This window comes from Deltaproteobacteria bacterium (genome assembly GCA_016208165.1).
GTDB lineage: Bacteria > Desulfobacterota > Desulfarculia > JACQYL01 > JACQYL01 > JACQYL01.
In genome coordinates this window covers 13,793-30,662 of record JACQYL010000119.1, presented here as the reverse complement: position 1 = coordinate 30,662, position 16,870 = coordinate 13,793, and the positions used below count along the sequence as shown (strand labels likewise).

General features: G+C 55.1%; 18 protein-coding genes. 10 read left to right on the top strand and 8 right to left on the bottom strand.

The window, feature by feature from the left end; genetic code table 11:
* Positions 1-11: 11 nt before the first annotated feature.
* The 3 genes from HY788_21300 to HY788_21290 are packed head-to-tail and all read right to left on the bottom strand — an operon-like array spanning position 12 to position 3,733.
* Entirely contained in the window at positions 12-1,415 is a 1,404-nt protein-coding gene (locus tag HY788_21300) for a sigma-54-dependent Fis family transcriptional regulator (GenBank protein ID MBI4776681.1), read from the bottom strand.
* On the bottom strand, positions 1,390-3,255 hold the full coding sequence (locus HY788_21295) for a PAS domain S-box protein (protein MBI4776680.1): 1,866 nt from the start codon (positions 3,253-3,255) through the stop codon (positions 1,390-1,392). The genes HY788_21300 and HY788_21295 overlap by 26 nt, the downstream gene beginning before the upstream one ends.
* 58 nt (positions 3,256-3,313) lie before the next feature.
* On the bottom strand, positions 3,314-3,733 hold the full coding sequence (locus tag HY788_21290) for a hypothetical protein (GenBank protein MBI4776679.1): 420 nt from the start codon (positions 3,731-3,733) through the stop codon (positions 3,314-3,316).
* Between the two features lie 297 nt (positions 3,734-4,030).
* Here HY788_21290 and fabD point away from each other — a divergent pair, with 297 nt between their 5' ends.
* The 8 genes from fabD (at position 4,031) to HY788_21250 (ending at position 9,587) form a co-directional block, all read left to right on the top strand.
* Positions 4,031-4,975 carry an ACP S-malonyltransferase gene (gene fabD / locus HY788_21285; protein MBI4776678.1) on the top strand — a complete coding sequence of 315 codons (945 nt, stop codon included), beginning with the start codon at positions 4,031-4,033 and terminating at the stop codon, positions 4,973-4,975.
* Between the two features lie 113 nt (positions 4,976-5,088).
* Entirely contained in the window at positions 5,089-5,292 is a 204-nt protein-coding gene (locus tag HY788_21280) for a 4Fe-4S binding protein (GenBank protein MBI4776677.1), read from the top strand.
* A gap of 12 nt (positions 5,293-5,304) precedes the next feature.
* Positions 5,305-6,363, top strand: a complete 1,059-nt coding sequence (locus HY788_21275) for a 3-methyl-2-oxobutanoate dehydrogenase subunit VorB (protein ID MBI4776676.1) — start codon at positions 5,305-5,307, stop codon at positions 6,361-6,363.
* On the top strand, positions 6,360-7,112 hold the full coding sequence (locus HY788_21270) for a 2-oxoglutarate oxidoreductase (GenBank protein MBI4776675.1): 753 nt from the start codon (positions 6,360-6,362) through the stop codon (positions 7,110-7,112). Before HY788_21275 ends, HY788_21270 begins: the two co-directional genes overlap by 4 nt.
* Before the next feature lie 4 nt (positions 7,113-7,116).
* Positions 7,117-7,662, top strand: coding sequence for a 2-oxoacid:acceptor oxidoreductase family protein (locus HY788_21265; GenBank protein MBI4776674.1), 546 nt, complete (start codon positions 7,117-7,119; stop codon positions 7,660-7,662).
* An 82-nt stretch (positions 7,663-7,744) separates the two neighbouring features.
* Positions 7,745-8,368 carry an alpha/beta hydrolase gene (locus HY788_21260; protein ID MBI4776673.1) on the top strand — a complete coding sequence of 208 codons (624 nt, stop codon included), beginning with the start codon at positions 7,745-7,747 and terminating at the stop codon, positions 8,366-8,368.
* Positions 8,343-8,639 (top strand): TIGR04076 family protein, encoded by a 297-nt coding sequence (locus HY788_21255; protein ID MBI4776672.1) that lies wholly within the window; start codon positions 8,343-8,345, stop codon positions 8,637-8,639. Before HY788_21260 ends, HY788_21255 begins: the two co-directional genes overlap by 26 nt.
* A 759-nt stretch (positions 8,640-9,398) precedes the next feature.
* Positions 9,399-9,587, top strand: coding sequence for a hypothetical protein (locus tag HY788_21250; GenBank protein MBI4776671.1), 189 nt, complete (start codon positions 9,399-9,401; stop codon positions 9,585-9,587).
* Between the two features lie 380 nt (positions 9,588-9,967).
* Here HY788_21250 and HY788_21245 read toward each other — a convergent pair whose 3' ends face one another.
* Together HY788_21245 and xth are read right to left on the bottom strand one after the other, a co-directional pair.
* On the bottom strand, positions 9,968-10,525 hold the full coding sequence (locus HY788_21245) for a cache domain-containing protein (protein MBI4776670.1): 558 nt from the start codon (positions 10,523-10,525) through the stop codon (positions 9,968-9,970).
* A 565-nt stretch (positions 10,526-11,090) separates the two neighbouring features.
* The gene (gene xth / locus HY788_21240) at positions 11,091-11,885 is read right to left on the bottom strand and encodes an exodeoxyribonuclease III (GenBank protein ID MBI4776669.1); all 795 of its coding nucleotides are present in this window, start codon (positions 11,883-11,885) and stop codon (positions 11,091-11,093) included.
* A 181-nt stretch (positions 11,886-12,066) separates the two neighbouring features.
* Here xth and HY788_21235 point away from each other — a divergent pair, with 181 nt between their 5' ends.
* Positions 12,067-13,677 carry a sodium:solute symporter family protein gene (locus HY788_21235; GenBank protein ID MBI4776668.1) on the top strand — a complete coding sequence of 537 codons (1,611 nt, stop codon included), beginning with the start codon at positions 12,067-12,069 and terminating at the stop codon, positions 13,675-13,677.
* 424 nt (positions 13,678-14,101) lie between these two features.
* Here the strand turns inward: HY788_21235 and HY788_21230 are convergent, their stop codons facing one another.
* Both HY788_21230 and HY788_21225 read right to left on the bottom strand, forming a co-directional pair.
* The gene (locus tag HY788_21230; protein ID MBI4776667.1) at positions 14,102-14,863 is read right to left on the bottom strand and encodes a hypothetical protein; all 762 of its coding nucleotides are present in this window, start codon (positions 14,861-14,863) and stop codon (positions 14,102-14,104) included.
* 30 nt (positions 14,864-14,893) lie between these two features.
* Complete coding sequence (locus HY788_21225) at positions 14,894-15,112, bottom strand: DUF1573 domain-containing protein (GenBank protein MBI4776666.1); 219 nt, start codon at positions 15,110-15,112, stop codon at positions 14,894-14,896.
* Between the two features lie 256 nt (positions 15,113-15,368).
* On the opposite strand from HY788_21225, the gene HY788_21220 reads away from it, so the two are divergent.
* Positions 15,369-15,521, top strand: a complete 153-nt coding sequence (locus HY788_21220) for a hypothetical protein (GenBank protein MBI4776665.1) — start codon at positions 15,369-15,371, stop codon at positions 15,519-15,521.
* 92 nt (positions 15,522-15,613) lie between these two features.
* Here HY788_21220 and nrfD read toward each other — a convergent pair whose 3' ends face one another.
* Positions 15,614-16,870: a polysulfide reductase NrfD gene (nrfD, locus tag HY788_21215; protein MBI4776664.1), complete on the bottom strand. Its 1,257-nt coding sequence runs from the start codon at positions 16,868-16,870 to the stop codon at positions 15,614-15,616.

Genomic DNA, 16,870 nt, shown 5'->3' with positions numbered 1-16,870 from the left:
CTCGGCGCGTCCTATCTCCTGAATTCCTCTTTGGTCAGGTGGTATATTTTCATTTTGGTATACAGCGTTTTTTCGTCGATGCCCGCGCGAAGGGCGGTCTTCTGAATGTTCCCGGATGTTTCGGCCAAGACGTCTTTCAAATACCGGGCCTCTATCTTACCGACCATCTCGTCTTTGACCGATTTGAGCGGTTTGGACGTGTCCAATCTTTCCGGACTCGGCAACTCCGTTTTCGATATGGGGAGATCCACATTCGTAATCCGTGGACTTTTTGAAAGAATAACCGCGCGTTCGATGACATTCTCCAATTCGCGTACATTGCCGGGCCAGGAGTGCGACAGAATCTGTTGAACGGCGTCCTCGCTCAGGGACTGGGCCGGCCTGTCGAAGCGCTCCGCGTACTTTCGAAGGAAGTGGCGGGCCAGCGGCGGAATGTCTTCTTTCCGCTCCCTCAGAGGAGGCAGCCGCAGGGGAATGACGTTCAGACGGTAGAAGAGGTCCATTCGGAATCGTTCTTCCTCGATGTCCTGTTCGAGATTACGATTCGTGGCCGCCAAAACCCGCACGTCCACATGGAGAAGTTCTTCACCGCCCACTCGTTCGAAAGCCCGTTCCTGGAGCACGCGGAGCAGCTTCTGCTGAACGGTCGGGGTGGTGTTCCCGATTTCGTCCAGGAACAAGGTTCCCCCATGGGCCCGCTCGAAGCGCCCCCTCTTTCTGCCCACGGCTCCGGTAAAAGCGCCTTTCTCATGCCCGAACAGCTCGCTTTCGAGGAGATTTTCAGGGACGGCGCCGCAGTCCAGGGCGAGGAACGGGCCGTCTTTGCGAATGCTGTTGAAATGAATGGTTCTGGCCAGCAGTTCCTTCCCGGCGCCCGTTTCACCGGTGATCAGCACGGTGGAGTCCACATCTCCGATGGTGCGCACGAGTTCGAAGATGGCCTTCATGGCCGGACTATGGCCTATCATGCCTGAAAAGTCGTAACGATCCTCGACAAGCTGTCGCAAGTCTTCGCATTGGACGGACAAGCGCTCGTTTTCCGATTTAAGCGCGTTGGACTGCTCAATCTTGTTCAAAATAATCTTAATATGCGCAAAGTTCAGAGGCTTCAAAAGGTAATCGAAAGCGCCGGCTTTCATCACTTCCACGGCCGACCCGACGGTCCCGAATCCGGTGATCACGAGAACCTCGGTCCCGGGAAACCGTTGTTTCACTTCCTTTACGACTTCGACGCCCGACAGACCCGGCATCATAAGGTCGGTGACCACGACGTCGTGGGGTTTGCTTCCCAGCAGCTCCAAACCCTGCTCGCCGTCCGAAACCGCCGTGACTTCATGTCCCCACTCGGACAATCGCATGGCAAGCAGCTCGAGGATATGCGGCTCGTCGTCAATCACCAGTATTCTGAGGTTCATCTCTCGTATCCTCGAATCGTCCGCACAGTTCGCGCAGCGCGCGTTTGAGTTCGACGCGCTGAAAAGGACTCGCCAGGAGGACCCCTTCTTCGGGTTCGACCTTCTTGTGGCGGTCCTCTTGGAGACCGTTCGCCAGAAACAGGGTGCGATTCCGGAACTTCGGGTATGAGGCCAAGATCCGATCGTATATTCGCAAGCCCTCTCCGCCCTGAATCTTGTTGTCCACGATCAGCAGGTGTACCGGGTTCAACTTAAGGTAGGTCAAGGCGGCGCTCACGGATCCCACCCCGTGAAGGGTAATGCTTTCTTCTTTGAGGACGTCCCTCACCCGGTCCGACAGCAGCGTGTCGTCCGTAACGATCAGGGCTTGATCGTCGGTCCGGCTTTCCTCGCGTTCCTTAAAGGGTGAGGTTTCCCTGGGCAGTTCGACTACGAAGCGAACCCCCGCCCCCGGCAGATTCCGGCAGTGAATGTTCCCGCCGTGTTCCTTGACGATTCCGTAGGATATGGACAATCCCAGACCGGTTCCCTTGCCGGGAGGCTTGGTGGTAAAGAAAGGATCGAACAGTTTTCTCCTGTGTTCCTCGGGAATACCCGGACCATTGTCTTCCACTTCTAAAATCACATATTCCTCGCTGGTCCGGGTCCGTACGGTGACGATGCCCGGGCGGTCCGCCATTTCGGCGTCCCTCAGCGCTTCGAGGGCGTTACTCACCAGATTCACGATGACCTGCTGGATCTGGACGGGGTCCGCGTGGATTGGGGGCAGGCCGGGGTCCAATTCCCTGAGCAGAACCAAACCGCTTTTCTTGAATTGATACCGCTGTATGTCCAGTATGGTGTTGACGATGGCGTTGAGGTTGCAGCTCTCTCTCTCCGTCTTGTGCTGTCGGGCGAAAGTAAGCAACCTCTTTACTAGTTCCGCCGACCGCCGGGCTTCTTCACAGATGATCTGCAAAGGCCGAACGGCCTGATCGGGAAGCGCGGGCTGTTCCTGCAGGTGCTCGGCAAAGCCCAATATGCTCGTCAGGGGGTTGTTCAATTCATGAGCGACCCCCGCTACAAGCTGACCGATGGAAGACAGCTTTTCCGCTTGAAAGAGGTGCTCTTCGAGAACTCTCTGGTCCGTAAGATCCAGACCTATAAGAAGAATTCCCCATGGTCGGCCGGAGGCGTCTTCCAGGACGGAGCTGTTCCAGCTGATGAAGCGCTCACCGCCGGCTCTCGTCATAAGAAGGGATTGGAAGGTCCCCATCCGGTTCGAGTGATCTTCAAGGGACACATTGGCGGATACGCGTTTACGTTCGCTTTCGGGAACGAACGTTTCCAGCCATCCCTTGCCGGCTGCCTCGACACGATTGTATCCGGTGATTTCTTCGGCCGCGCGGTTGAAAAAGATCAGTTTGCCCTCCGGATCCAGCGCCATCATGAGGGCGTTTGCCGTTTCCGTGATGGAACTGGACACGTCGGCCTCACGCCGAAGGAGGGCTTCCATCGTTCTGACTTTGGATATGTCCTGTCCGACCAGAAGAACGCGCTCGTTGAGCCCGTCCGTGAACGTGCGGATCTTCAGGAGCACATGCAGGAGCTTTCCTTCTCGGGTCTTTAGAGCGGTTTCCATTTCCCGGAGGCCGTCTCTCTCGATGGAAACGAGAAACGCCGCATCCAGGGGCGCATCGGCCAGCAGGCCCATGAAATGGAAACTCAGCAGTTCCTCACGTGAAAAACCCAGCGTATCGCAGGCGCATGGGTTCACTTCCAGAATGCGGAACCGGGCATCCAGGATGAAAACAGCGTCGGGATAACGCTGAAAGATATGTCGGTAGGCAGCCTCTTCCAAATCGTTAAAAAACGGGTGTGGGCTATGAAAGAACCGGCGGAACCACTGTCGGGCCTTTTCAGGTTTCCAATGTATATCTTTTCGGTTTTCTGCGGGCGGAAAACCCGATGATCCAGCCTACCAGGAATACGCCGGCCCCGAGGAGGTACCAGCGAACCTGGCGAGATACGCGTAACCGTTCATATTCTTCCCGAAGTTCCGTCAGTTCCTTCCTCTGTTCCTCGCATCTCTGGCTGAGTTCCTCGAATTTCTGCGCTGGTGTCGGCTGGGGACCGGGCGAGGTCCCTGTGTTCATATCGGTTTCCGTTCCGGAGAGGGTGGGCATGGAGGCATCTTCGGCAGCCTGAGCTAGACCGATGGGGTACATCCACTGGATGCAGATCATCATAACAGCCAAAAAGAACAGCCTGATGATCCAACATCCGAAACGGTTGGAGAAATCGGGACTATCAGAGCGCGTCAGCGCGGAAACATGCATATCGCCTCCGGATGTGAGTGGTGAATCATCGATCGGCGCCTTTGCACCGTAACTCCCGACTCGATCGATGGAATGGCGGAAGTCTTTTTCGGGCGAGCACCGATTTGATGCGGGCTTACAGGTTCTCTATCAGAATCGAAAAACGACCGTCAATAGACAGTGGAACGATTGCGATCCGAAATCCTTCTTGATCCGGATTCGTCATCTCTATACCAGAGCCGGAGAACAAATACCACTTGCATTTGGGCTGTGTACTTGCTTATAAGGAAAAATTCGTACTCTGGTAAGGAGCAGGTGATGTCAAAAACCGCTTTCTTGTTTCCGGGACAGGGATCCCAGTATGTCGGTATGGGAAGCGACCTGTACGAGCATAGTCCCCTTGCGCGGGAAGTGTTCGAGCGGGCCGAGGAAGTTACCCGAAAGCCCATAAAGAAACTGTGCTTCAGCGGTCCGATGGAGGATCTCACCAGGACGGTCAATCTCCAGCCCGCCATAACGGCTGTCAATCTATCTCTGGTCCGCATCCTGAAAGAGGAACACGGGATTGAAGCGGAGTATGCCGCGGGACACAGCCTGGGAGAGTATTCGGCTCTGTTTGCGGCAGGGGTGCTCGGCATCGACGATACGTTGCGGCTCGTGGATGCGAGGGGGGAGCTGATGGATGAGGCGGCCCGCAAACAGGAAGGGGCCATGGTCGCTGTGCTGGGACTGTCCGCGAACCGTGTGGCCGACATCTTGAAGCGGTTTCAAAACCAGGGTGTCGTCGGCATCGCGAACCACAACACCCCCGAGCAGATTGTCATATCCGGAGAGAAAGCGCTCGTCGATCGAGCGGCCGGCGCCGTACAGGAGGAGGGGGGAAAAGCGGTCCCCTTGCAGGTCAGTGGAGCGTGGCACAGTGCGCTCATGGAACAAGCGCGCGTTCGATTCGCAGGCCGGGTCCGGGAAATCGAATTCCTGGAGGCCGGCCTCCCGGTGCTGTTCAATGTGACGGCCGAAGCGCAACGAGATCCGGAGAAGATCAAGGATCTGATGATCCGTCAGATTACTGAACCGGTGCTGTGGCACCCGGCCATCGAGCGGATGGTTCGGGAAGGAGTGGACCGGTTCGTTGAGGTGGGGCCGAAAAAGGTGCTGTCGAACATGCTCAAGAGAATTTTGCCAAAATCGGCTCCCTATTCGGCTTACCAGGTGGAAGACGTAGAGGGACTCAGGCTCCTGGTCGCTCAGTTGCAGTCTTAGTCAGGAGCCATGCCCGGCCGAGTCCCTTTTCGATACCGATTGTCTCGTCGATGGTGGATTTCAGGCAGCGGGCTTATGTTAAATATTCAGACGATCGAGAGAAAGACGACGTTATGCCAAGAGTGGATTTTTTCGACGAACGGTGCAAGGGATGCGGTCTCTGTGTGGAAACGTGTCCCAAGGACTGTCTGGTCATCTCGAAACGTTTTAACCGACAAGGATACGCCGTTGCCGAATGCGAGGCGCCGGAACGCTGCACTGGTTGTGCGCTTTGCGCGGAGATGTGCCCCGATGTCGTCATCGAGGTTTGGAAATAGGGAGGAAATGCTATGGCGAATAGAAAGCTGGTAAACGGGAACGAGGCCATAGCCATGGGGGCCATCGATGCGGGGTGCCGGCTCTATTTCGGCTATCCGATCACGCCTCAGAACCAGATTCCGGAGTATATGGCCGCTCATCTGCCCAAGGTGGGAGGCGTGTTTTTGCAGGCCGAAAGCGAAATTGCGTCCATTAACATGGTAATGGGAGCCGCCGCCACAGGAGTACGGGTTATGACCTCCTCTTCCAGTCCGGGCATCAGCCTTAAACAGGAAGGCATTTCCTACATGGCCGGCAGCGAAATTCCAGGTGTTATTGTGAACATGAGCCGCAGCGGACCCGGCCTGGGAGGGATCGATCCGTCCCAGGGCGATTATTTTCAGGCCACGCGCGGAGGCGGGCACGGCGATTACAGAACACTGGTGTTGGCTCCCCACTCGGTCCAGGAGAACTACGATCTGACCATCAAAGCGTTCGATTTGGCGGACAGGTACCGAAACCCGGTGGTGGTGCTGGGCGACGCCATCCTGGGACAGATCAAGGAACCGGTGGCGCTGAAGCCCCCCAAACCACGAAAAGAACAAGATAGAGAGTGGGTGTTGACCGGATGCGAAGGCCGGAAGGCCCGTCTTCTCAAGTCGTTGTACCTTTCCGACGGGGAGCTGACAAAGCACAACTGGCGATTATATAAGAAGTACCAGAAGATGCGCAAGGAAGTGATGTTCGAGTCCGTACGCACCGAGGACGCGGAAGTCATTGTAGTAGCCTTTGGATCCGTGGCGCGCATTGCCAAGACCTCCCTCGAGATGGCTCGGGAAAAAGGCATGCGCGTAGGTCTCATCCGGCCCATCACCTTATATCCTTTCCCGACGGAAGCCCTACAAAAGGCGGCGGGATTTACAAAGAAATTTATCGTGATCGAGTTGAACACGGGCCAGATGGTCGAGGATGTGAAACTCAGCTTGTGCGATCGGGCGAAAGTGGAGTTTTTCGGCAAGCCTCCGGGCGCTATCCCAACGCCGGACGAGTTGTTCAAAGAAATCAAAAAAGCCCTCAAGAGGATGTCATGAAGCAGGTGTTTAAGCGGCCGACAAGTCTGATCGATGTTCCGTTTCATTTCTGCCCCGGTTGCCACCATGGGATAATCCACAGGCTGGTGGCGGAAGCCATCGACAGGTACGACCTCCGGGAAAAGACCATAGGAGTGGCTTCAGTAGGCTGTTCGGTTTTCATGTACGATTATTTCGACACGGATGTGCTCGAAGCTCCCCACGGAAGGGCCGCGGCTGTCGCCACGGGTGTTAAACGCGCGCGCCCTCGGAATTTCGTTTTTACTTACCAGGGAGACGGCGACCTGGCAGCCATAGGCACGGCGGAAATCATGCATGCGGCCAACCGGGGCGAGCGCATTACCGTGGTTTTCGTAAATAACACCACGTACGGCATGACCGGCGGGCAGATGGCGCCTACCACCATGCCGGGGCAGACCACGACCACTTCGCCGTACGGCCGGTCCACCGAAGATGCGGGATATCCGATAAAGATGTCCGAGATTATGGCCCAACTCGGGGGAGTCGCCTATGCGGCCCGGGTTTCCGTGCACGATCCGAAGCACTTGATGAAAGCGAAGAAGGCGTTGAACAGGGCGTTCGAGTGCCAACTCAACAGAGAGGGATTGGGGTTCGTGGAGTTCCTGTCCGCCTGTCCCACCAACTGGAAAATGTCGCCGTTGAAAGCGAACAGGCACGTCGCCGACGTGATGGTCCCATGCTTTCCTCTGGGCGTCTTCAAGGACGCTGCATCTACCGAGAAGGACTGATTTCATGTACTATGATACGATCATCGCCGGTTTTGGCGGCCAGGGAGTCATGTTCATGGGGAACCTTTTGGCCATGGCCGGCATGTACGAGAACCGGAACACGACTTACATGCCGGTGTATGGTGTTGAAATGCGAGGCGGCACCGCCAATTGCACCGTGGTCATTTCGGATCGCGAGATCGGATCGCCGATCATCGAAATGCCTCGTTCGAGCATCGTGATGAACCTGCCTTCCCTGCTGAAGTTCGGACCCCGTGTGAAGAAAAAAGGGCTTCTGATGGTCAATAGTTCGCTCATCGACATGAAAGAGGCCGCCTTCCAACATATCGACATCCAAGGTGTGCCTACCCTGGAATTGGCTTCCGCTGTGGGTAGGGAACAACTGGCCAACATGGTTATGATGGGAGCTTTTGTAGCGAAAACCGGCGTCGTTTCGATCGAGAGCATCGACAAGGCCCTGAAAGAGACGCTGGCGGGCAAGTATCAGGATTTGCTGGACATTAACCGCGCTGCTTTAGAAGCGGGCGCCGCCCATGTTCAAAAGGGGTAGCCCTTCGAGGTAGCCTTTAGTATCCCGCTGGAAGCGGATTACACAAACACCCGCTGAACGCCTGCGGAAGAGGACCCCGAGAATGCCGCCGGAGCGTATAGTCATCCAGAGCGGCCCTGTTGGATTGGAAAGCCTGTGGACGCCCGGACAGGTGGATCGGGGCGCCGTGGTAGCGCACCCTCATCCCGCCTACGGCGGAAGCATGGACAACAACGTGGTGGAGGCCCTGGCCGCCGGTTTTGGAGCGGCGGGACTCGCCACCCTGTTGTTTAACTTTCGAGGGGTGGGCGCCAGCACGGGCGCTTACGACAAGGGGAAGGGTGAACAGGAAGATCTCATGGCGGCTTTCCGTTACCTTGAAACCAGGGGGCTGTCCGGGAACATTCTGTCCGGGTACTCTTTCGGGGCCTGGGTCGCGGAGCGGACTTTGAGCCGCTTGCATCCTTCTTGCATACTGGTGGTCTCACCGCCCTTGGCGTATTGGGATTTCAGCGGTCTGCTCCAAGCGGAAGCACCGGTCTATGTAATAGGATCCGATGGGGATCCATTCTGCCCCCTGGAGCGGTTGGAGCCGTTTCTGCAAAGCCTGCCCACGCTGGCGGACGCGGAGATCCTGAAAGGCACGGATCATTTTTATTCCGGAAGGGAAACCCTTATCGAAGACACGGTCAGGAGATGGTTTGCGGAGCCTCAAGGTAACGATTAAAGAGATCAGGGGCATGTGCTCCGTATACGAAATCGGAGACGAATTTCTGATTGACCGGGGATACGTTCTGCGCACGGAACGCGACCTGCCCATCTGCATGCACTCCCTCTCGGCCCTCATGCCGTTCTACGTGGCCTTGAGTAAAGGTGTTCTGGCGGAGAATCTCGGATTGGCGGCGGAGGGCGTCCCGGAAGTGGCGCTGGTGCACTGTCCCGACCCCTGCAAGAGCCCCCGCGGAGGCACCGTTCTCATGGAGATACGCCCGCTCTGATTCGAAATCGACGGTCGGCTCTCCAGGCGACCTTCAGGGATCCGGATATCCGCCGTGCGGCTGATTGAGGATCTTTCCTCGGACGGAAAAATCTCTTCCACTCCGCTACGATTATCCCCCGTCTTATATCCTCACCCCGGCCTTACCGCGTATGGGCCCGTATCGGGTTCATCACGATTCGAAGACAAGGGCCTGATCGCCAAGGAACAGAGGCGCCCACATCCGTCCCTGTCCGGGACCTGCGATTTCCTCCTCGGGAGGGGAGGGAGACAGGCGGTTTGAAAGGGACATACGGACAACCGTCGCGGGGGCGCTTTTGGTAAAAAAACTTTTACGTTGCTGCTACGAGCCTTTCACGTGTTTGGATGGTGTCGAATCCTACCAAATGGGCATTTCCGTGACATCCGAAGTTACCAATCCGTAGAAAAATTTTACATCCAATCAATGGCCCGTTTCGTTCAAACCTTGGCTTCGCCAATAAAATAGATGTATTATCAAAAAGTTACATCGATAGCCCGGTGTGCTGGAAATTGGCATACCATTTGCTCACCTGATTTACAATTGCGAGCGTTTTTTGCAATCACCCGTTTCTTACGGTGGTTTCATATTCATGGTTGCGGTGTTGATCCAAGGCGCCGACACATGACCGAGCACGTGGAAAGAACCGTCGAATCCAGCGCCCTGGTTTAGTGAAAAGAGCAAAGCAAGACAGCGGCGCCTGAACTCGAAACAGCGTATGTACCGTTCGTGGAGAATAGGATGTATTGCTACGACATCAAGACCAAAATAAGGGTGATGAATAACGTGATCAGCAAGTTAAGACAGCGGATCCACGAAAGCATCGTACAAGGGGACATACTGAAGGAGCAGAAGCTGTGGCGCACCATGGACTCGCTGATGGACCGGCGACTCGGCCTGGTAAACGCCTACCTGTCCCAAAGGCAGTAATGGAGCTTTTCCCCGGTCATAGGAAGAGGCTGGGGGCGAGGTGGCACATATCGACAATTGCCGCCGATGCGCAGCCTATCGGAATGCCTACGATATCGGCCCATTCCAACGGGATGCGCCCGGATCTTTTCGTGTGAACACCTTCGAGCGGGACCGGGAAGGAGCGGAATGAGCGATCCGCTTCCTCGCCGACCATAAACTGCCGTCATCTTTCACGGGCAGAAACGTTCGCCCTCCGCATCTTCTCTACCGTTTTCCGTTCAGGCTTCGAGGGGCAATGCCGACACGGTCATGGGTCCGTGAAGCCTATTCTGAAGGACCTCCGGGGGGCGTGGGCCGTGGATGAGGACTCTACATCGATACGGGGGATTCTTCCCGGTTCAGCCGGCCCGGAGGTCACTGAATTTCAGCCGTCTGAAGTCCTCCAGCGAAATTCTGTATTCCTCGTCCAGAGCCGATTTCAGAAAGAACGCCGACAGGATCCCCTCGAAAGCGCCCCCTTTTTTGAGGGGCAGGTTGACGGCCGGGAGGGTCATTCTTCGGCCGTTGGAAAGATAGTAGAGCACCATCGTGGTAGTGTCGTGCTTTTTGAGTGTGCGTTTCACTTCTTCGTAACTGGAGAAGTCTTGGCCGTTGACCTGAGTGGCGTCTTCAAAAGGGCTGTAGGCGCTGATTACTCGTCCTTCGTCATCGAACACGATGAAGCCGGCAAAAAGCTTTGCCCGGTTCGGGTTCGCGTTGAAGAACCCCACTAGGAGCTTTGACACGGAATCCGTCGACTTGGTAGGCAAAACCTGCACGAGGGGCGGCACCAATTCCCCTAGATCGGAAATCACACGGTTTTGAAACTCGATTGCCTCCTTGCTGGGAGGCCGCGAGCACGCGCTCGCGAAACACAGGATCAACAGAATTCCCAGACCTGTCCGAGCCCATCTCATGAATGGCGTTCCCTCGTTCCTTGGACCGGCAGTTCGCCGCGTCGGAGGCGAGAAGCGGAACTCAACTGCCGGTAATCTTCTAAATCGATGATTGTCCATACAGCCGTCAGAACGTCCCGATGGCAAACAAACCCAACTGCAACGTGGGCAGCCGGCGGTGTAGAAAAGGTTGACGGTTGTGTCGTAAGACTGACACCAATTTAGAAGAATACTGCGGCTGTTTCAAGCTCCGACTCTTGCCAGCCTCCGAAGTGTCCCGATTCATTCCTTCGAGTAACGGAAAGGATACCCGAATATCTTTATTGTAACATAAAATCCGACTGTAGGTTACATTCCCTTCAAAAGACCGTGTTTCCGGGCTATGTATCAAGCCGCGATTCAGGCACGATACTTGCTTTAAGTCACAGAAAGGGGTACTCATGGCCTGCTTAATCGCCCTTCTGCCCCACCAGTTCACCCCTTTGCTGGTGGGGTTTCTCATTTCCCGGACGGACTTTGAAATGTTCCCCTGGTTCCAATCCATGATCAGCCGTCATGGGGATGGGGACCGATGTTGTCCTCGGCTCTAAGAAGTCCGGCGTTCCAAGTCAAAATCCGCGATCAGGAAGGTATGATCCGAAGGTTTTTCCGATCCCCTCGGTTCGCGGTCAATCCAGGCGCCGACGGAGCGATCCGTCAGAGCCCGGCTGGTCCAGATATGATCCAGGCGCCAGCCGAGATTGCGCTCGAACGATTTGGGAAGCCGATAATCCCAGAACGTGTACTGTTTGGGGTCCGGGTTGTGTTTGCGAAAGACATCCGTGAACCCCCAGTCCTTCACTTGCCCCAGCGCTCGATGCTCATCCGGATGGAAGCCCACGTGTCCCCGCAGCCGATCGGGATCGAACACGTCGGTGGGTTCCGGGGCAACGTTGAAGTCCCCGGCCCAGGCAAGAAGGCTGTCCAAAGTGAAATTCCGCTGGAAGAACCGTTTCAGTCGTTCAAAAAACCGAATCTTGGCTTGAAAAAACTCCGTGTCCGGCTCTCTGCCCTGCGGAACGTACGTATTTACGATGAAGATTCCGTCAACTCGAGCGGTCAGTATCCGGGCTTCCGTTTCCCCTTCGCCGTCATCGAAGCCGATCCGAACGTCATCAGGCGGTCTCAAGGTGGCCAAGGCCACTCCATTATAGCTTTTCTGCCCATGGTAAACGATCTGGTATCCGGTCTCGCGGAAAGCATCGACGGGGAAGTCCGGATCCTGGACCTTGGTTTCCTGCAGGCACAGCGCATCCGGGCGGTGCTTTTGCAGCCAGTTCAACACGACGTGGAGCCGCGTCCGGATCGAATTGGCATTGAATGTAGCGATTCTCCAACTCACACCATCACCTCCTGAAGTCAGCGATCCGGCGGGTGAAATCAATCCCAGTTTCCAGTTGTATTTTCTCGAACCGCCTGCTATGATTCTGTCCAAAATTTGCGCAGCATGCAAGTTATGTTTAGGTCCTGGCCATCCCAACTTGTGGGGTGGCCTTTTTTATTTGGGAGGAGGGCGTCAAGGCATGGAAGTTCGTATCATCGTCATCTCTGTCTACTTTATTTCAGTTCTCGCCATAGGGTTCGTCGCAAGAACGCGCTGGAAAGCCACACCGGAAGAATACTTTCTTGCCGGACGAGGACTCGGAAGCTTTGTTTTTCTCGGGACCATGGCCGCAACGAATTTTTCGGCGTTCACCGTATTTGGGGCCTCCGGCGCCGGGTATCGAGACGGCTATGCATTCTTTCCCATCGTTGGATTCGGGACGGGTTTCATGGCGCTCACGTTTTGGCTGATCGGGAAAAGAATCTGGCAGGTGGGGAAAGTCAGAGGCATCGTATCCCCGGCGGAATTGGTGGCTTCTCTCTATAACAGCCGGCCGTTATCCGTCTTGTTCGCGCTCGTAATGGTTGTGTTCACAATCCCCTACCTGGCGCTGCAGCCCATGGCCGGCGGATATGCGTTGAGCGAACTGTTCGGAATGCCGCATGCACTGGGCGCAACCATCATCACCCTGGCCATTGTCTTATACACGTTTCGCGGCGGCATGAAGGCGGTGGCCTGGACGGATGTGTTTCAGGGATTGTTCATGGTCATTATGATGGTGGCGGCCCTCCTGCTTGTGGCGCAGCACTTCGGCGGGTTTTCCGTGGCTAACCAAGCCATTCGGGAAGGATGGCCGGAACTCCTGTCCCGGCCCGGAGGTGAGGGACGTTTTGGAGCGTCTCTCTGGTTTAGCTTCCTTATGCTCTGGTTCTTTTGCGATCCGATGTTTCCCCAGTTACTGCAGCGATTTTTCAGCGCGCGGAACCCGACCGCCATCCGGCGTACGATGATGTTCTACCCTTTCATCTGTACCCTGGTGTTTTTTCTGCCCGTGACCCTGGGGGTCCTGGGGCATCTTTCCTTTCCCGGTCTTACAGGAAAGGAAACCGATCGGATTCTTCCTCTGATGATGAGCCGGATTGGCGGCGATTTTATGGGAGCGCTCATCATCTCGGCCGGCCTTGCGGCCCTGATGTCAACCATGGACTCTCAGTTGTTGACACTCAGCGCCATATTCACGAGGGACATTTATCCGCTTTTCGGAGGAAGGGAAGGGCATAGCTCGATGCCCGGTCGTCTGTTCGTCCTGGCGCTTGCGTCCGTAGGTCTGTGGCTGGCCATACGTCCGTGGTCCACCATTATTCAGATCGCCACTCAAACATTCACCGGTCTGGCGGTGCTGTTTCCCACCGTGCTGTTCGGCCTGTATTCCGAGCGACCCAAGGCCGCGGCGGCCTTTATCTCGATCCTAGTGGGAGAGATTCTCGTGGCGCTCTATTATTTCAAGCTGATTCCTTCGGGCGACTTCCTTCCCGCCGTACCCATCATAGCCGTCACGTTCCTGACGTATGCGGCTGTGGCGTTTTTACCTTCCATCGGTCGGATGGCGCTCGCATTACCGGACAGGCGAACCATCGGGTTCAGCATCGCGTTCGCCGGTCTCTTTGTGCTCTCCATAGACTGGTGGCAATGGGATTCGTCCAAGAGCACGCTGGGCGGGTTCCCCTCATGGATGGGGTACTTTGTGTTGCTCTCAGGCGTTCAGACGTTGCTGATGCGGTGGTGGGTCGGAAAAACGGAAACGGCGTAAACGGACGTGGATGACAATGCCGGACCACCCGCAAACGTATTTCGTGTCGCGGGCAAGAATTCCATTTCAGCACGATAAGGCGATCTCTGAAATGCCGGGGGAAGTGGAATTCCACACGTTCGAGTTGCCCGAGTCTCGGCAGGCGCCCTCGTGAGATACCGAGGTCATGTTGAATTGCCTTCCACTCTTGCCCCCCGACTTCTCCCGGAGGAGGCTGTCGATTTGGCGGGTTTCGCCCCACTTGGCTCCTTTAACTTATTAATTTTACTATGCCTTACTATGCCGAAACCCCATTTATCGACAGCCTCGGAGGGAGAGGTACAGATCGGCTCCTCCGGCACTTAATGCGGAGAAAGCGCCAATACAGCCAAGAACCGGAGGCTCGCCGACCTTCTTCGCAGAATGGTTCGCGACCTGCGAACTCTCACTGTACCACCAATACCACCGGAATACTGATGCTCTTCATTTCTTCATGGTCCGTCTTGATCAGGATGGTTTCGTTCTGAAGGCCCTGTTTTAATTTTTCCGGCTTCAGAGACACCATGATGATGTATTCTTCACCGGGTTTACGGTCCACGACCTGCAGTTCGAACGCGTCGTGATCGTATTCCAGGCCGGTGATCTTGAAGTCCGCTCCCTGCGTCTTTTTCAACCAGATCGTACGCTTCAGGGCGCCCGGTTGGGCGGGCCTCCTTACATTGCCAAAATGAAGGCGCTGTGGCGCCACCTGGATGGGGCCCTGGACCACCGCAATGATTCGAAGTGAAATCTCGGGTTTCTTCTCATTGTTGGTTTGGATGAGGATTTGTCCCTGATTATTTCCAATCTCTTTATAAAGACTTGTGATTTCAAGGGTGTACGATCTTTTGTCCTCGCCCCGAACGAGTTTGGTCTCAATGCCTTGCTGGATGCCGGGGGAGACCTCCATTTTGGTGAAAAGCAACTCACCCGGAACCCCCGAGTTGAATTCCACCGTTTGTGAAGCCGGTTTCCCTCCCGTGGACCGCAACTGGACATACGTGGATGGCTTCACCTCGATGTAATTCTTGACGAACCCCGAGAGCTCCAACTGCACCTCCGGGCTTGAAGGGGCATTGGATACGATGTTGGCGGTTTTGTGAAACTGGCCTTTCAGTCCCTTTGTGTTCACGGACAAGGTGACATTTCCCTTTGCACCGGGAGCAATTTGGCGATCAAACTTGACCGCGGTGCATCCTCAAGAAGTGCGGACCTTTTCAATAATGAGTTCCTGGTCTCCCGTGTTTTCGACAGTAAAGGTGTGTGAGATTTGACTGTCTTCCCAGTGCTCGCCGAACTCGTATTTGAGGCTGTCCACCGAAATTTTAGGTTCGGCGAACGCAGGTACAGAGAGACAAAATACCACCAGAAGGATCCCGAGAAGATACATACGGTCCTTCAGAGTCGGATGAAACATGAACGTGTCCTCCTTAATCAAGTTATCAAGGGCCGAGCCCCACGCTGCAGCTTCGAAGAAATCCTCTACGGAGTACTCGTGAGGACCGAACCCTTGTAGGGTTTCAATCGGGTAAGACGATTTGTTCGACGCGTATTCTAATCACAAAAGCCTCCCGGAGTAAACCGGTTGGTAACAAAGGAGGGCGCGATTTTCCTTGACACTCGTTCGGCAATAAAAAATAATGCTGTTAGAATTTTCACAATCGGAGGAAGCCATGTTGCCTTTTAATTTCGAGTGGCAGTGGGACGTGGGTCATATCATCTTTTTCGGATTGTTCTATCTGGCTTTGACCGTGATCGGAACGAGTCTGTTCATCGCGTCGATAAGGACGCTGAAAGACCTTAAGAACCCGAAAGATCACCACTAAACCGATCTCAGTATTCTAACGAACAAAAAACCCGGAACGCGTTTCGCGCTCCGGGTTTTTTGTTCGTTATCGTCAGCAAACCGGGTCTACACTCATCCCTCGGTCTGGGGCTGTAAGTTCTCCGGGTACAATTCCACTTCCTGGGGGAAAACCGGAAGATACCGGTAGGCCAGACTGTAGATGATGCCGCCGTATCCCAGAATCGCCGAAGATATGGCCCATTCCTGCCAACTGGGTAGATATCCGTAAAAATCTTCGAAGGGCAGGACCGGGATGGCCAGGGTCTGGACGACAAATACGAAGCGATTCAGCGTAACTCCGATACAGGCCAATATGCACGCCGAGATCAGCACGACATTGCTTTCCCGAGCTTTGGGGGAAAGGAGGAGAAACGCCGGCACAATCCCGCATATACCAATTTCCAGGATTACAAGCCAGAAACCATAAGGACCACCGGCATAGAAATCCATAAGATCGAATCCCAGGCTCGGGGCCGTAAATATGGCCCAGTACCAGGTATCGAGAATCTTGAGAATGACATATGTTAAAAGGAGCGTACCTGCGATCTTGGCCAAGAGATTGAAAACGCTACGCTTGACCAACTGTTTTCCACTGACTTTCTGAGTGATCCATACGATCAGCATGGTAAAGCACGGCCCCGTTGCGATGGCGGAAAGAATAAAGAGGAAGAATGTCCAGGGCCATATCATGAAGCCGGTACGAAATGCGAACGGACGCGCATACAGGACACCGTACATTCCTCCCAGGCTGCCTTGGTGAAAAAACGAGAGAAATGTGCCCACGCCGGCGAACACGAACATGATCTCGTGCAGGCGGTGACTGAAATTATGCAGTTCCGGGACCTTGTCCAGTTGGCGGTTTTCCAGAATCAGGGGTACAAACTCGATGATCAGAACCGTCAAGTACGTGGTGATGCAGAACATCACTTCCGTGAGCATGGAGTGTACGTTCGCGTGCCAGAAGCCGAACCATCCCCGTAAGGGTTGACCGATATCCACCATCAGCATCAATATGGCGCCGCTGTAGCAGATGAACCCGATGATCACGGTCGCATTGATAATGGCTTTGAGTTCTTTTTTGCCTATGATGTACGTCAGAAAGCCGGTAAAAAAGGCTCCGGCGCCCAAAGCAATGACGGCCAGGTCCACGACGATCCAGACTCCGAAGGCGAAGAAATCGTTCATGTTGGTCTTGTTAAGGCCGTATCGCAGGCAGAAATAAGCACCTACGAGACCCCAGAGGACAATCAGACTCCAAACGGAGAACCAAAACCCGAATATCTTGATCGAGCAGCGTTTGGTTCCTTCTGGAAAAAGTGCCGAATCCAT

What these genes read in the sequence shown, in the direction of transcription:
- HY788_21300 (MBI4776681.1), bottom strand. Translation starts at nt 1,415, where the DNA reads ATGAACCTCAGAATACTGGTGATTGACGACGAGCCGCATATCCTCGAG.
- HY788_21290 (MBI4776679.1), bottom strand. Translation starts at nt 3,733, where the DNA reads ATGCATGTTTCCGCGCTGACGCGCTCTGATAGTCCCGATTTCTCCAAC.
- fabD (MBI4776678.1), top strand. Translation starts at nt 4,031, where the DNA reads ATGTCAAAAACCGCTTTCTTGTTTCCGGGACAGGGATCCCAGTATGTC.
- HY788_21280 (MBI4776677.1), top strand. Translation starts at nt 5,089, where the DNA reads ATGCCAAGAGTGGATTTTTTCGACGAACGGTGCAAGGGATGCGGTCTC.
- HY788_21275 (MBI4776676.1), top strand. Translation starts at nt 5,305, where the DNA reads ATGGCGAATAGAAAGCTGGTAAACGGGAACGAGGCCATAGCCATGGGG.
- HY788_21270 (MBI4776675.1), top strand. Translation starts at nt 6,360, where the DNA reads ATGAAGCAGGTGTTTAAGCGGCCGACAAGTCTGATCGATGTTCCGTTT.
- HY788_21265 (MBI4776674.1), top strand. Translation starts at nt 7,117, where the DNA reads ATGTACTATGATACGATCATCGCCGGTTTTGGCGGCCAGGGAGTCATG.
- HY788_21260 (MBI4776673.1), top strand. Translation starts at nt 7,745, where the DNA reads ATGCCGCCGGAGCGTATAGTCATCCAGAGCGGCCCTGTTGGATTGGAA.
- HY788_21250 (MBI4776671.1), top strand. Translation starts at nt 9,399, where the DNA reads ATGTATTGCTACGACATCAAGACCAAAATAAGGGTGATGAATAACGTG.
- HY788_21245 (MBI4776670.1), bottom strand. Translation starts at nt 10,525, where the DNA reads ATGAGATGGGCTCGGACAGGTCTGGGAATTCTGTTGATCCTGTGTTTC.
- HY788_21235 (MBI4776668.1), top strand. Translation starts at nt 12,067, where the DNA reads ATGGAAGTTCGTATCATCGTCATCTCTGTCTACTTTATTTCAGTTCTC.
- HY788_21225 (MBI4776666.1), bottom strand. Translation starts at nt 15,112, where the DNA reads ATGTTTCATCCGACTCTGAAGGACCGTATGTATCTTCTCGGGATCCTT.
- HY788_21220 (MBI4776665.1), top strand. Translation starts at nt 15,369, where the DNA reads ATGTTGCCTTTTAATTTCGAGTGGCAGTGGGACGTGGGTCATATCATC.
- nrfD (MBI4776664.1), bottom strand. Translation starts at nt 16,870, where the DNA reads ATGGATTCGGCACTTTTTCCAGAAGGAACCAAACGCTGCTCGATCAAG.